This is a genomic window from Bradyrhizobium manausense (assembly GCF_018130615.1).
In the GTDB taxonomy this organism is placed as follows: domain Bacteria; phylum Pseudomonadota; class Alphaproteobacteria; order Rhizobiales; family Xanthobacteraceae; genus Bradyrhizobium; species Bradyrhizobium manausense_A.
Genome location: NZ_JAFCKB010000024.1, coordinates 91,950 through 105,307 on the forward strand (window position 1 = coordinate 91,950; position 13,358 = coordinate 105,307).

At 63.8% G+C, this 13,358-nt stretch carries 13 protein-coding genes; 9 read left to right on the top strand and 4 right to left on the bottom strand.

Features of this window, described 5'->3' with window-relative positions:
• Positions 1-69: 69 nt before the first annotated feature.
• From fabD to gmk, 7 genes are all read left to right on the top strand, one after another.
• Positions 70-1,029 carry an ACP S-malonyltransferase gene (gene fabD / locus JQ587_RS32030; protein ID WP_212427997.1) on the top strand — a complete coding sequence of 320 codons (960 nt, stop codon included), beginning with the start codon at positions 70-72 and terminating at the stop codon, positions 1,027-1,029.
• A 12-nt stretch (positions 1,030-1,041) separates the two neighbouring features.
• A complete protein-coding gene (gene fabG / locus JQ587_RS32035; protein WP_212299372.1) occupies positions 1,042-1,779 on the top strand; it encodes a 3-oxoacyl-[acyl-carrier-protein] reductase in 738 nt (245 codons plus the stop codon).
• 310 nt (positions 1,780-2,089) lie between these two features.
• Positions 2,090-2,329 carry an acyl carrier protein gene (locus JQ587_RS32040; protein WP_008130699.1) on the top strand — a complete coding sequence of 80 codons (240 nt, stop codon included), beginning with the start codon at positions 2,090-2,092 and terminating at the stop codon, positions 2,327-2,329.
• A 108-nt stretch (positions 2,330-2,437) separates the two neighbouring features.
• On the top strand, positions 2,438-3,703 hold the full coding sequence (fabF, locus tag JQ587_RS32045; protein WP_212299373.1) for a beta-ketoacyl-ACP synthase II: 1,266 nt from the start codon (positions 2,438-2,440) through the stop codon (positions 3,701-3,703).
• A gap of 124 nt (positions 3,704-3,827) precedes the next feature.
• Entirely contained in the window at positions 3,828-5,102 is a 1,275-nt protein-coding gene (gene mltG, locus JQ587_RS32050) for an endolytic transglycosylase MltG (RefSeq protein WP_212427998.1), read from the top strand.
• 138 nt (positions 5,103-5,240) lie between these two features.
• Positions 5,241-6,128: a YicC/YloC family endoribonuclease gene (locus JQ587_RS32055; RefSeq protein ID WP_212428019.1), complete on the top strand. Its 888-nt coding sequence runs from the start codon at positions 5,241-5,243 to the stop codon at positions 6,126-6,128.
• Positions 6,129-6,131: 3 nt separating this feature from the next.
• Entirely contained in the window at positions 6,132-6,791 is a 660-nt protein-coding gene (gmk, locus tag JQ587_RS32060) for a guanylate kinase (RefSeq protein WP_212299376.1), read from the top strand.
• Here gmk and JQ587_RS32065 read toward each other — a convergent pair.
• From JQ587_RS32065 to JQ587_RS32075, 3 genes are all read right to left on the bottom strand, one after another.
• Entirely contained in the window at positions 6,724-7,959 is a 1,236-nt protein-coding gene (locus tag JQ587_RS32065; protein ID WP_212427999.1) for a hypothetical protein, read from the bottom strand. The two genes, gmk and JQ587_RS32065, sit on opposite strands and share 68 nt — an antisense overlap.
• Positions 7,960-8,111: 152 nt before the next feature.
• Positions 8,112-8,618, bottom strand: coding sequence for a hypothetical protein (locus JQ587_RS32070; RefSeq protein ID WP_212428000.1), 507 nt, complete (start codon positions 8,616-8,618; stop codon positions 8,112-8,114).
• Positions 8,619-8,658: 40 nt separating this feature from the next.
• Positions 8,659-10,002 (bottom strand): caspase family protein, encoded by a 1,344-nt coding sequence (locus JQ587_RS32075; RefSeq protein ID WP_212428001.1) that lies wholly within the window; start codon positions 10,000-10,002, stop codon positions 8,659-8,661.
• A gap of 486 nt (positions 10,003-10,488) precedes the next feature.
• On the opposite strand from JQ587_RS32075, the gene JQ587_RS32080 reads away from it, so the two are divergent.
• Both JQ587_RS32080 and JQ587_RS32085 read left to right on the top strand, forming a co-directional pair.
• The gene (locus JQ587_RS32080) at positions 10,489-11,229 is read left to right on the top strand and encodes a methyltransferase domain-containing protein (RefSeq protein WP_212428002.1); all 741 of its coding nucleotides are present in this window, start codon (positions 10,489-10,491) and stop codon (positions 11,227-11,229) included.
• 159 nt (positions 11,230-11,388) lie between these two features.
• Entirely contained in the window at positions 11,389-12,834 is a 1,446-nt protein-coding gene (locus JQ587_RS32085) for a DUF535 family protein (RefSeq protein WP_212428003.1), read from the top strand.
• On the opposite strand, the gene JQ587_RS32090 is transcribed toward JQ587_RS32085, so the two are convergent.
• Positions 12,826-13,089, bottom strand: coding sequence for a hypothetical protein (locus JQ587_RS32090; RefSeq protein WP_212299391.1), 264 nt, complete (start codon positions 13,087-13,089; stop codon positions 12,826-12,828). The genes JQ587_RS32085 and JQ587_RS32090 overlap by 9 nt on opposite strands.
• Between the last annotated feature and the right edge of the window lie 269 nt (positions 13,090-13,358).

Below are 13,358 nucleotides of genomic sequence, written 5' to 3' on the forward strand. Positions count from 1 at the left end.
GCGCGGGCCGGGACGTAATCGGCTGCCGGGTTCTCGAAGCACACGGCTCGAGCGATCCAGGGAGCGCCGATGACGGCAGCATTCACATTTCCGGGGCAGGGTTCCCAGGCGGTTGGCATGGGCAAGGCCCTGGCGGACGCCTTTCCGGTGGCACGCGCCGTGTTCGACGAGGTCGATGCCGCGCTTGGGGAGAAGCTGACGGCCACGATCTGGGATGGCCCGGCCGAAACCCTTCAGCTCACCGAAAACGCCCAGCCGGCCTTGATGGCGGTGTCTGTGGCCACCCTGCGCGTGCTGGAAGCTGAAGCCGGATTTTCCGTGGGGCGGGATGCGGCTTTCGTGGCGGGCCACTCGCTCGGCGAATATTCGGCGCTGGCCGCGGCCGGTAGCCTGACGATCTCCGACACCGCGCGCCTGCTTCGCACCCGCGGTCTCGCAATGCAGAAAGCCGTGCCCGTCGGCGCCGGCGCCATGGCCGCGCTGCTTGGCCTCAATTACGACGCGGCCATGGAGGTCGCCAAGGAGGCGGCGCAGGGTCAAGTCTGCCAGGCTGCCAACGACAATGGTGGCGGACAAGTGGTCGTCTCCGGCGACAAGGCCGCGGTCGACCGCGCCGTCGAGATCGCCAAGACCAAGGGCGCCAAGCGCGCGATGCTGCTGCCGGTGTCCGCACCGTTCCATTGCCAGCTGATGCAGCCCGCGGCGGATGCAATGGCCGAAGCGCTATCCAAGGTCACGATCAAGGCGCCGGCCGCGCCTTTGGTGTCGAACGTGCTGGCAAGCGCCATCACCGATCCCGACGAAATCCGCCGCCGCCTGGTCGAGCAGGTTACGGGGACGGTGCGCTGGCGCGAGTCGGTTGCCTATATGGCGGGGCAGGGCGTCACCCGTTTCTTCGAGATCGGCGCGGGCAAGGTGCTGACGGGTTTAGTCAAGCGCATTGCCGACGGCGCCGTCGGCGTGTCAGTCGGCGGTCCGAACGATATTGCCGCCGCGAAGGATGCGTTGGCCGCTGCGAAGCAGGGCTAGAGGAGTTTTTCAATGTTCGATCTGACTGGCAAAAAGGCGCTCGTCACCGGCGCGACCGGCGGCATCGGCGGTGCCATTGCGCAGGCGCTGCATGCGCAGGGCGCGACCGTTTCGATCTCGGGAACGCGCAAGGAAGTGCTGGACGAGCTTGCCGGCAAGCTCGGCGAGCGCACCCATGTGCTGCCCTGCAATCTCTCCAAGGCTGATGAAGTCGAGGCGCTGGTGCCGGCTGCGGAAGCGGCAATGGGCCAGGTCGACATTCTCATCGCCAACGCCGGCATCACGCGCGACAATCTGTTCGTTCAGCTGCGTGACGAGGACTGGGACGAGGTCATCAACGTCAATCTGACCGCGACATTCCGCCTGGCGCGAGCCGCCACCAAATTGATGATGCGCAAGCGCTTCGGCCGTATCATCGCCATTACCTCGGTGGTCGGCGTTACCGGCAATCCCGGGCAGGGCAATTACACCGCGTCGAAGGCCGGCCTGATCGGCATGATCAAGACGCTCGGCGCCGAGTATGCCAAGCGCGGCGTCACGGCCAATTGCATCGCACCCGGCTTCATCAAGACGCCGATGACGGATGCGCTCAACGACAAGCAGCGCGAGACGATTCTGACTAAGGTTCCGGCCAACCGCCTGGGGACGCCCGAGGACATTGCGGCAGCCGCCGTCTACCTGAGTTCGAACGAAGCAGCCTATGTCACTGGCCAGACCATCCACGTCAACGGTGGCATGGCCATGATCTGATACCTCGTTCCGCACTGCCCACATGGGCGGGGCCAGATGCGGCAAACGGCCGTTTCCGGAGCGAATTGAGGCGTGTAGTCAAGGCAATTGAAGTATGATAACCGGGCGCTCAACGGATGGGCAAAGAACGCCATTGCAGGTTTTTGAAACCCTGTATATTGGCGATGCGGAGCCTTGGCCGTCGTTCGCCGGGCCTCCATCGATTAAGGTGGGGCCAAATCAAAGTTCGTAAGCGAAGGCAGTCAACGACCACGACGGCTCGTATCGTCCCGGGGGGTCGGGTCTACAGGGAACAACACGAGGTTATGCAATGAGTGACATTGGCGAACGGGTTAAGAAGATCGTGGTCGAACACCTTGGTGTTGAACCCGAGAAGGTTGTCGACGCAGCGAGCTTCATCGACGACCTCGGCGCCGACAGTCTGGACACCGTCGAGCTGGTGATGGCGTTCGAAGAAGAATTCGGGTGCGAGATTCCGGACGACGCCGCTGAGACGATTCTCACCGTCGGCGACGCCACGAAGTTTCTCGAGAAGAACGCGAAGAGCTAAGGCTCTTCATTTTCGCGGGGACAACATTGAAACCGGACGGGCCGCTTCCCAGCGGTCAGCCGGTTTCTTGTTATTGGCCGTGAATCTTTCGATGCGGAGTTTTCGGATATGAGGCGGGTTGTCGTCACTGGTCTCGGTATGGTGTCGCCACTCGGCTGCGGCGTCGAGCCGACCTGGAAACGCATCCTCAACGGCGAAAGCGGTGCGCGCAGGATCGAGAGCTTCGATGTCTCCGATCTGCAGACCAAATACGCCTGCACCGTCGTGCGTGGCGACGGCAGCAACGACACCTTCAATCCCGACAAGTGGATGGAGCCGAAGGACCAGCGCAAGGTCGACGACTTCATCATCTTCGGCATGGCCGCAGCCGGCCAGGCGCTCGACGATGCCAACTGGCATCCCGAGACCGAAGAGGACAAATGCGCGACCGGCACCATGATCGGGTCCGGCATCGGCGGCCTCAACGGCATTGCCGACACCGCCATTCTCCTGAAGGAGCGCGGCCCGCGCCGGGTGTCGCCGTTCTTCATTCCCGGCCGCCTGATCAATCTCGCCTCCGGCTACGTCTCGATCGCGCACGGCCTCAAGGGGCCGAACCATTCGGTGGTGACGGCTTGCTCGACCGGCGCCCATGCGGTCGGTGATGCCGCCCGCCTGATCGCACTCGGCGATGCCGACGTGATGGTCGCCGGCGGCGCCGAGTCGCCGATCAGCCGCATCGGCATTGCCGGCTTCAACGCCGCGCGCGCGCTGTCGACCGGCTTCAACGACACGCCCGAGAAGGCCTCGCGCCCCTATGACAAGGATCGCGACGGTTTCGTGATGGGCGAGGGCGCCGGCGTCCTCGTGCTCGAAGAGCTCGAGCATGCGCAGCGCCGCGGGGCCAGGATTTACGCCGAGGTGATCGGCTATGGCCTGTCGGGTGACGCCTATCACATTACATCGCCGTCGCCCGACGGCGATGGCGGCTTCCGCAGCATGTCGGCCGCGCTCAAGCGCGCCGGCCTGGCGGCATCCGACCTCGACTACATCAACGCGCACGGCACCTCGACGCCGCTTGGCGACGAGATCGAGCTCGGTGCGGTGGAGCGCCTGCTCGGCAATGCCGCCTCCAAGGTCGCGATGTCCTCGACCAAATCGTCGACCGGCCACCTGCTCGGTGCGGCCGGCGCGATCGAGGCGATCTTCGCCATCCTCGCGATTCGCGATAATGTCGTTCCGCCAACCATCAATTTGGATACACCGTCGGTGGAGACCGCGATCGATCTCGTGCCGCATAAGGCGAAGAAGCGTGACGTGAACGTCGCGTTGTCGAATTCTTTTGGTTTCGGCGGTACCAATGCGTCGGTGATCGTCCGGCGTCTGGCCCAATAGTTTGTATTTGCGACGAATCCACCGTTTTGCCGTATTCGGCGATAGTCATGTCTGTGGGCGCGTGCATTGGCTCGGCAAGCGATTGTCAGGCTGCGATTGAACCGGCAGGATTCAGGTTGCTTCGATGAGTGAAAGGCCGCCCATTTCGCCCCGGAGTCCGCGGGCAGCGCTCGAGCCCGAGCAGGTCCCGCCGCCGCCGAAGCGTTCGGAGCGGGCGCGCAACCCCTTCGTCGTGGTCGGCAACGCCATCATCACCCTGCTGTTGATCGCCATGCTCGGTGCCGGTGGCGCCTATTATTACGGCCGGCAGGTGCTCGAGGCACCGGGACCGTTGAAGGAAGACAAGATCGTCAACATCCCGCAGCGCGCCGGCAAGCGTGACATCGCCGAGACCCTGAACAAGGAAAGCGTGACCGATGTCAATCCGTGGGTGTTCATCGCCGCGGTGGCCGCGTTGAAGGCGAGCTCGGACCTGAAGCCGGGTGAATATTCGTTCCAGAAGAACGCCTCCTTGCGCGACGTCATCGCCACCATCGTCGAGGGCAAGGTGGTGCAGCACGCCGTCACGATTCCGGAAGGGCTGACCTCCGAGCAGATCGTGGCGCGGTTGTCCGACAACGACATCTTCACCGGCAGCGTGCGCGAGCTGCCGCGCGAGGGCACGCTGCTGCCCGAGACCTACAAGTTCCCGCGCGGGACCCCGCGCGACCAGGTGATCCAGCGCATGCAGCAGGCACACAAGCGCGTGCTCGCGGAGATATGGGAGCGCCGCAGCCAGGACCTGCCGGTCAAGACGCCGGAGCAGCTGGAGACGCTCGCCTCGATCGTCGAGAAGGAGACCGGCAAGCCGGACGAGCGCAGCCGGGTCGCTGCCGTGTTCGTCAATCGTCTCAAGCAGAAGATCAAGCTGCAGTCCGATCCGACCATCATCTACGGCCTCGTCGGCGGCAAGGGCACACTGGGGCGCCCGATCAAGCGCAGCGAGATCACGCAGCCGTCGCCCTACAACACCTATGTGATCGAGGGCCTGCCGCCGGGCCCGATCTCCAATCCTGGCCGCGCCTCGCTGGAGGCCGCCGCCAATCCGGCCCGCACCCGCGACCTCTATTTCGTCGCCGACGGCTCCGGCGGGCATGCCTTCACCGAGACCTACGACGCGCACCAGAAGAACGTCGCCAAGCTGCGCGCGATGGAGAAGCAGATCCAGAACGATACGGTCGAGCCGGCCGACGACGCGCAGGCGCCGGCCGTCGCAGCGCCCGCGGCCGCAGACACGGCGCCGACCGCAACCACGCCAGCCCGGCCGACCCAGCAGAAGAAGCCGCCGGCGCGGCCCGGCAATCCCGCCCCCGCCCGGCAGGGCGCGGTGCAGCCGTCGCCGCCGGTGATCCAGCGCTAGGCGTGGTCCGGCCTCAGGCCCGGTGCAGAGCAGACCTGCCTGCGGACTTTGCGGATTCCACTTTCCTGCAAAATAGTCTTAAGATTCGCGTGGCCTGATGGCCTCGCGAATCCCATGTTTGTCGGAGAATTTGACCTGATGGCGCTGTCGTCCATGACCGGCTTTGCCCGAAGCCACGGCGCAAGCGGGCCGTATACGTTCGAATGGGAATTGAAGTCGGTCAACGCCAAGGGCTTTGACTTGCGGGTGCGGCTGCCGCAGGGGTTCGACGAGCTCGAGGCCCACGCCAAGAAGCGCGCCGGCGAGCTTTTGTCGCGCGGCACCGTCTACGCCAATCTCAACGTCAAGCGCGCCAATGCCGCCGCCTCTGTCCGCGTCAATGAGGACGTGCTCAACGCCGTGCTCAAGGCCGCCGCGGTGATCGCGGGTAAGGTCGACGCGGTCGCGCCGAGCATCGACGGCCTGCTCGCCATCAAGGGCGTCGTCGAGGTCGCCGAGCCCGAGGGCGATGAGGAAGAGGACAAGGCCGCGCGTGCCGCGGCTGCTGACGCGTTCGACAAGGCGCTCGATGAACTTGTGGCAATGCGCAAGCGCGAGGGCACCTCGCTCGGGCAGATCCTGACCCAGCGGGTCGACGAGGTCGAGCAGCTCGCGAAGAAGGCGGAAGGCTCGCCGGGGCGCAAGCCGGAGGCGATCAAGGCGAGGCTCGCCGAGCAGATCGCCGCGCTGCTGGATACGTCCGACCGGTTCGATTCCGACCGCCTGATGCAGGAGGCGATCCTGATCGCGACCAAGGCCGACATCCGCGAGGAGCTCGACCGTATCGCGTCGCACATCGCGCAGGCGCGCGAGCTGATCGGCAAGGGCGGCCCGATCGGCCGCAAGCTCGACTTCCTGGCGCAGGAGTTTCACCGCGAAGTCAACACCTGCTGCTCGAAGTCGAACGACATCGAGCTGACCAACACGGGGCTCGCCATGAAGAACGTGGTCGAGCAATTCCGCGAACAGGTCCAGAATCTGGAGTGATCGATGACGACGAGCGGTCACGGAACTGACGGTGTCGAGCGGCGCGGATTGATGTTCGTGCTGTCCTCGCCATCGGGCGCAGGCAAGACCACGCTGTCACGCTTGTTGATCGATCGCATGCCGGGCCTGCGCATGTCGGTGTCGGCGACCACGCGGGCGATGCGGCCCGGCGAGGTCGACGGCCGCGACTATCTGTTCGTCGACAAGCCCAAGTTCGACGCCATGGTGAAGGGCGATGAGCTCCTGGAATGGGCGACCGTGTTCGACAACAGCTACGGCACGCCGCGCAGCCCCGTCGAGGCTGCGCTATCGGCCGGTCAGGATGTGCTGTTCGATATCGACTGGCAGGGCACGCAGCAACTGCGCGAGAAGGCGCGCGCGGATGTCGTCAGCGTCTTCATCCTGCCCCCCTCAGCTGCCGATCTCGAGAAGCGCCTGCATTCGCGCGCGCAGGATTCCGACGAGGTCATCCGTAAGCGGATGAGCCGCGCCAGTCACGAGATGAGCCACTGGGCCGAGTACGACTACATCGTCATCAACCACAATGTTGACGATGCCTTCGCCGAGGTGCAGTCGATCCTGAAGGCCGAGCGCCTCAAGCGCGAGCGGCGGACCGGCCTCGTGAGCTTCGTGCGAGGGCTGCAAGGTCAGCTTCAAGGCTAAGCTCAAGGCTTGGCTGCGCCAGCCGCGGCCCTTCGACCGCCAGCCGTTCCAGCATCGCCGTGATGATGTCGATGTCCACGGCGTTTTCGTCGCGTGCATCGTCTTCATGCGCGTCCGCGTTGCGGACGGGCTCTTGATGCGCATCCACGTGACCGAAGGTATCTTCGTCGTCATGGCTCTCGGCCGCGAGCTGCGGTGCCGTCGCCTCGATTTCCAGTTCGCGGTCGAAATAGTCGATCTCGGTCTCGTCGGGCTCTACGGCCGCAACCTCGGCGGGACGACCTTGCGCAGCGATCCTTCCGATGGCGTCGCCGAATGCGGCGATCGGCCGGGCTTGCGGACGCACGGCGTCGAAGTCTACCGGACGCGGGCGTTCCACGCGTGGCGGTACTGCATTGAGCCACGGCGCGCGGCTGTCGTCGTGATCCTGCTGATGGTCCCAGTTCACGCGGCGATCGGCGGCCTGCACACGCCCACGCCCACCCGCGAAGCGATAGATCACGCTGGCGAGCAGGCCGGCGAGCGTCAGTGCGCCGCCGATGACGAGCAGCAGCATCTGCACCGACCCGGTCGGCTTGTCGGCCGCACTATCCGCCGCGGCGAGTGCCACCGGGGCAGGGGATGCGGACGGCTGTGCGCTTGGCTGCGCGTCGGCCGGTGCTGCAGCTGCAGAGACGGGCGCAGATTGCGGCGCGGGCGAAACGGCTGCCGGGGCGGCATCGGGCCAGCGCGTGGCGACAGCGGGCTGCGGCGCATTGCCATCCGTGGTGGCGCCCGGAGCTTGCGCAGTTGCGGCCGGTGCCGGCGGCGGTGCATTCGCTGCGGGGCTGGTTTGCGGTCCGACATATTCAGCACGCGCATCCTGTACCGATGGCGGTGCAGTCGGAGCCGCGTTCGTTGCGTCGGTCGCCTGCGCGCTCGGTGTGGCCTTGCCGCCTTCGGCACGCAGATACCAGCATTGCCGTTTGGTTCCGCGCTCGACGCGATAATGCCAATGCTGCCCCTGCGGCGTGGCATCCTTCGGCGAGGTCAGGCAGTCGCTCGCGGCATTCGCCGTGCTCGCGGCGCTGGGTGCGCTTGGGGCGTTCTGCGAAACAGCGGCCAGCGGTGCGCCGGCAATGACGCTGCCGACTAGCGCGGATATGAACTTTGCGGTGCGGTTGCCCATCCTGGTCTCCCGGTTACGCATGACGCAACTTGTTACCTTCCCTTTCTCGACAAAGAGTTAGGTGGCAATGAGCCGCAAATCCGGAGAGGATGTGGCCTGAATCGGGCCTGCGCGGCGTTCGTTCCGTCGCGATTTCAGGCTTTTTGCCGGCGCTATTGCTTGCTCGCGGTCCAGGTTCCCGAGCAGCCGTCGGAGCGGTGGAAGGTGCCGGAACCGCCGCGCCCGGACAGGCGGCCGGCACCGGTATAGGTGATGCCGCCTTCACCCTGTCCAAACGTGCGCACCGAGCCATTCGCGCTGACGGTTCCGCTGACGCCTTGGCCGATCACGCGGCCCGAGGTCACGACGGTCGCGCCGCTGGACGTGCCGCCACAGCCGACACTGGTGACGGCCCAGGCGCCGTCGAAGCTGCCGCCGCCACCAACACCACCGCCACGTCGCGACGACGAGCGTTGTTCGTCGGCGGCTGGCTTGCTCCGGCGCGCCGATGGCGCGGGTTCTGCGGAGCGGCCTGAAGAACTATCCTGGCGCGAGCCGGACAGCGATTTTTCGTCATTGCCGATCGAGCCGCCGGCGCTGCCGGATTGCGCGAAGGCCGATGGGGAGGCGAGAGCGAGCAGAAGCGCGGCGAGGGCAAAACGGCTTGCATTGTTCGACATGAGCCAGAAATCCATCATCATGAAAAAGACAGCGGCGAAATCAGCGGCCGGAGCCGTCGGCACAAACGCTTCCAACAATGCGGCAAGCTTTGCCAGCCTTGCCGCACTCGTCAAGCGCGGCGTCCTTCGCGCGCTGTACGCTGTCGCGCTGGACCAGCGACCAGGACTTGTCGGAGATCGCGAACGCGCCGCAGCTCTTGCCATAGAAGGAGAGTTCGATTGGACATTTGGCGCCTCCGCAATTGCCGCGCGCATCCGCCACCGCCGCGCGCCGCGAGGCATGATTCCACGAGATGCCCCATTTGCTGCTGTCGGGACCGTAGACGATTGAGCCCCACGGCTTGAGGTCCTCCATCTTGCGCATCCGCAGCAGCAGACCTTCGGTTGGCTCGCCCGTCGGCGCCATGGAAATCCGCTGTTGCAGCTTCGTGATCGCACGGGTCAGCCCGTCCGGCGTATCCGGATCGAAATTGAGTTCATAGAGCCGCTCGCTCAATTCGCTGAGCAGCGCGGCGTCGCGCAGCGGAACGCGGTCGGGATCGGCGCGCAGCCGGTCCGCCGGCAATGGATCGGGCTGCATTGCCGCGACCTGCGGCGGCGCTGTTTGGGTCGGCGGCACGAAGTAGAAGGTGCCGTCGATCGGCGAGGACGACACCCAGGGCTGCTGCGCACCTGACGTAGCGCGCTTCACCGCGAGGCCGACCTGGTTGAAGGTCTGGAACACGTCGAGGCCCGCGGTGCGGATCGTCGCGGCAAGCGCCTTGGTGTAGGGGCTGTGGCCGTCGCTGCCGTCCTGCGCGACGTTGCCGGGCTGCGTCGCGTAGGAGATCAGCGTGCCCTCGGGCGCGCGCATCTGTGCAAGGCCGCCCTCGGAGGAACGAAGGCCGCGTGAGCCAAAGGGGTTGTTGCGACAGGCATCGAGGATGACGAGGTTGAGCCGCGTGCCGGAGCCCTGCATCTGCCGCAGCACCAGGTTGACGTCGGTCATCTGGAAATCGACGTCGGCCTCGCGCGTCGGATTGGCACCGACCGGCACCAGGTAATTCGAGCCGGCGACCTGGACGCCGTGACCGGCATAATAGAACAGCGCGACGTCGGCGCCCTGCACCTGCCGGCCGAAGCTCTGTACCACGAGGTCCATCGCGCCCTTGTCGAGATCGAGCTGGGCGCGCCCGCCGACCAGCGTGAAGCCGAGCGAGCCAAGCGTCTCCGCCATCAGGCTCGCGTCCTTGGAGGGATTGTCGAGCGGCGTGACGTTCTTGTAGGCGGAGTTGCCGACCACTAGGGCGATGCGCTTCTCGGCCGCTGCTGGTTGCGCGACGGTGAGCGTGGCCGCAACCAGTGCTGCCAGCATCAGGACGCGATTGAAAATCCTCGCGTGCATCAAAATTCCCCAAGACAACAATGCCAATCTACCAGCTGGCTGCGTGGGCGAAAAGCGGTGCGACGTTCTTGCCGGTGACATCAGAGGCGCATCGGGCCGGGAAGGGCGCATGGTTCACATTCCCGCGGCCGCTTTGCGAAACGCCCCTTTTTGGCAGGGTCGGGACGTCGCGATTGTGGGATAAATCCGAAATTCGATAAATTGGAATATTTTGATTGAGAGGTGACGAGGTGTTTTGCTGGCCCGACGGACCAAAGGTAATTCAATGCTTAGCCGTCAACCGCATCGCGCGAGCGCAGCCGATCGCGCCGGCGCCGGTAGTCTCGTCTGGACGGTGGCGCAATTGCTGGAACCTTACACCAACATGACATCGAGACATCTAAGTCGATAGAGATTAACTAGGGTTGTGGTTGGTCGCGCCGCCTATCTTGCCGCGATCGATCATCTGGGTCACTGTTCAGCATTCATGCCGACCCGAGATAATTGATGAATAAGCAAAGCCTCGTCGGTTCTTTGTCATTCCACCTACAGCGCGCGCTGGTGATCCGCTCGGAATTCGGACTGCGCGAGCTGATTGTGCGGCTGCTCAGGCGTGTTGGTCTTGGTGGACGCGAACTGGCGGCGTGGCGAAAGCAGAAGTTGGAAGCGGACGCCGAATTTGATCGGAAGTTCGGTACTGATACGGCAGGTGTGCAGAATCTCGCTGGTGAGCACGGCATTGTCGGCGAGAACGCAAAGCACGGTCTTGCGCACATCGCGTCCGATCCGCTCCAATTCAGGCAGATCATGGATGCTCTGAATTTGCCGATTTCCGACTATACCTTCGTCGACCTCGGATGCGGCAAAGGAAGAGCACTGCTGCTTGCCGCTCAATTCCCATTCAAGACGATCATCGGAGTCGATTTCGTGCCGTCGTTCGTCGCGGCCGCACGCAACAACGTTAACGCTGCTGCGTTGCGCGGTCTGCGTGGTGACATCGAGGTCGTGGTGGGCGATGCCACGCAGTTTGTCCTCCCGTCCGGCGCGTTACTCATTTACCTCTACAACCCGTTCGGCTCACACGTGGTCGGGAAGGTCGCCCTTCACTTGCGGGAGTCGTACCGGGAGGATCGCCGCCAGCTTGTCGTGGTCTATGCGAACCCTGTGCACCTGATCGAATTTACGAGTTGCGGTTGGCAATTCATGACCGAGGGGAGCGGTTGGGTCGCGTTGACCTGTCAGCCCTGACACCAATTACCTTCGTGCCTTTTGTGACGTTTGAATCGTTGGCCATTTGAAGTTCTGCGTGCGGATCACGCGGTGAGGCTTTTTTCTCTCTTCTGGTTTTGTAAGGTTATGCTTTCTCACTATTTGTCGCGATTGGCCCGTGCAAGAGTCGCAACGAGCTTGGCGCTCGCGTTTGCCTTGCTGAGGCACGCAAATCTCCTGTTGCCATGGATCTTTGCATCGCGAACCAGTGGTTTCGGCCGCTATCTTCGCGCTCGCCCGGAGATCATCGAGATCGTCTATGGTCGTTTCATTGCGGCCAATTGGGATGCCGCGACGAAGACGCGTACTGCTCAAAGCCATGTCGAGACGGTCGCCGCGATCGGCGGGATCGCCGACGTTGAGCCTGAAGCGGTTGCCGATCTTATCGAGCTGCCATTTTCACCTGAATATCGGATCAGTCTCGATCAGCCACGGTGGCTTCTGCGGGACGGCCAACTTGCGCTCAGCATCTGGGAGCGAGATGACCGAATCTTCAGCGTAAGCTTCTCGTTGCGGACCGATGACGGAATACGGACGGCGTTTATCGGCGGCATCCAGGGGCGGCGCCAGGTCGAAGGTGAGGAGGACGTCCTCGAGCGTTACAGGCGCTTCACGAAGAACGCGCATGGCGCGCGCCCGCGCGACTTCACGCTGGAAGTCTTCAAGGTCTTTTGCAAGGTCGTCGGGGTCCATCGGATCCTTGCCGTTTCGCAGGACAATCATCCTCTTACGGGAGTGAGCGGAGGGTTTTCTCTCGCCTATGATGAAGTCTGGCAGGAGCGCGGTGGCACATATGATGGCGATGGCTTTTACGCGTTGCCAGTCGGCGTTTCGATGAAGTCCGAAGACGAGATTCCGGCGAAGAAAAGAAGCTTGTACAAGAAACGAGCCGCGATGTTCGCGGACATCGAGCAGCGGCTGTTCGAATGTCTTGCGACACGCCAGCCGGAGAAGCTGCGTCCGGCGGTCGGCGAGAGTCACGCCCAGGCCGAAACGGGTGGTCTGGATATGCTGTTGCGGATGCTTGCCTATGCAAGCGCCATCTTTGTCTTGGCTGCGACCAATCTCTTCGGAGGAACCTGGATCGGGTTCGCTGTGGGTTTAGCCTTCGTTCATGCCACTTACTGGATACTGAAGGGAAATATCCCCGAGTCGACCGCAAGGCGCATTCGGGCATTGGCCGCGTTGAGGCAGAGTCCCCTGGCTGTACGCATATTGGTGGCGATGGTTATCCTCTCCGTTGGATTCGCTTTGGATCTCGAGCTGGATTCAGGTCGCGCGCTCGGTAGAATATTCAAGCTCTACTTTATCCTGGTGTTCCTGAGTTCGCTTTGCCTTGGGACTCGTGTCACGCTGGTCGTATGCGCGGCATGTGTCGTTGGGCTCAATTATCTGCACCTGCCCCCGAGATTCAGTCTTGCGGTCGACGACTGGGACGATGCGCTGGACATGCTTGTGTTCAGTGCCATGGCCGCGATCGTCATCATCATTCCGCGACTCCTCTTGGTCTCGGTCGAATTGTCCGCAGTTCGGAGGAGGGGGGAATCGCCGCGCAACGCACCACAGCCGCAAGGCTCAAGATGATCGCGGCGGGGACCGAGAAGGCGCTGCGAGGGTCGATTTCCATACGCTCGCCAGCTTCAGCGCCAACAGTCCCAGCACGCCGCTGATCAATCCCACAATTGCGTAGGACTGCGCAAACACGCCGGTCTGGATGAAGACCTGGCACGCGATGGCGAAGCAGATGGCGGTGAGCAGCAGGCAGGCGCAGCCGGCAAGGGCCGCGAGATAGCGGATTGCGATTGCGACGGGTCTGGCGGGTGATGCGGGATCAGTCATGCGGGGAGACAATCATGCGGCGGACGGCGCGCTTCTCCGCCGTCACGCACGCGCAAGAGCGTCACTTGCTTGCGCAGCAATCGACCAGCAAGCGCCAGATGCGCTGGATCTCGACCGTCCTCTGAAGCTCGAGGACGTGGTTTTCGGTCGCGTGGGGGGATGTTGCTTTGGAGTGGAGTTCGCGCGGCGGGATCCAACGCTCGGAGATCGGATCGTACCATTTTCCCGGATTGATCAAGGTCGTGTCTCCTGTGTTCGATCCCCCTGGT